This is a genomic window from Larkinella sp. C7 (genome assembly GCF_006149005.1).
Classification (GTDB): domain Bacteria; phylum Bacteroidota; class Bacteroidia; order Cytophagales; family Spirosomataceae; genus Larkinella.
Window position 1 is genome coordinate 396 of record NZ_VBSL01000056.1, and the last position, 206, is coordinate 601.

Here is a 206-nt window from a genome sequence, read left to right on the forward strand (position 1 = left end):
TTCAAGTCCTAAATCAATAGCCATTTTGATTAATTTGTCAGGTATATCTATAGCAATATTTTCTAACGTTTTAGCTAAATTGATCTTATCCTTCTTATTTCCATCAGTAAAATAAGAAATATCAAAATCAGCATGTCCAAATCCATCATAAACTTCTTGATTCATTTTTATATATTGTTCAACTTTTACATAACTTTTGAATCGGC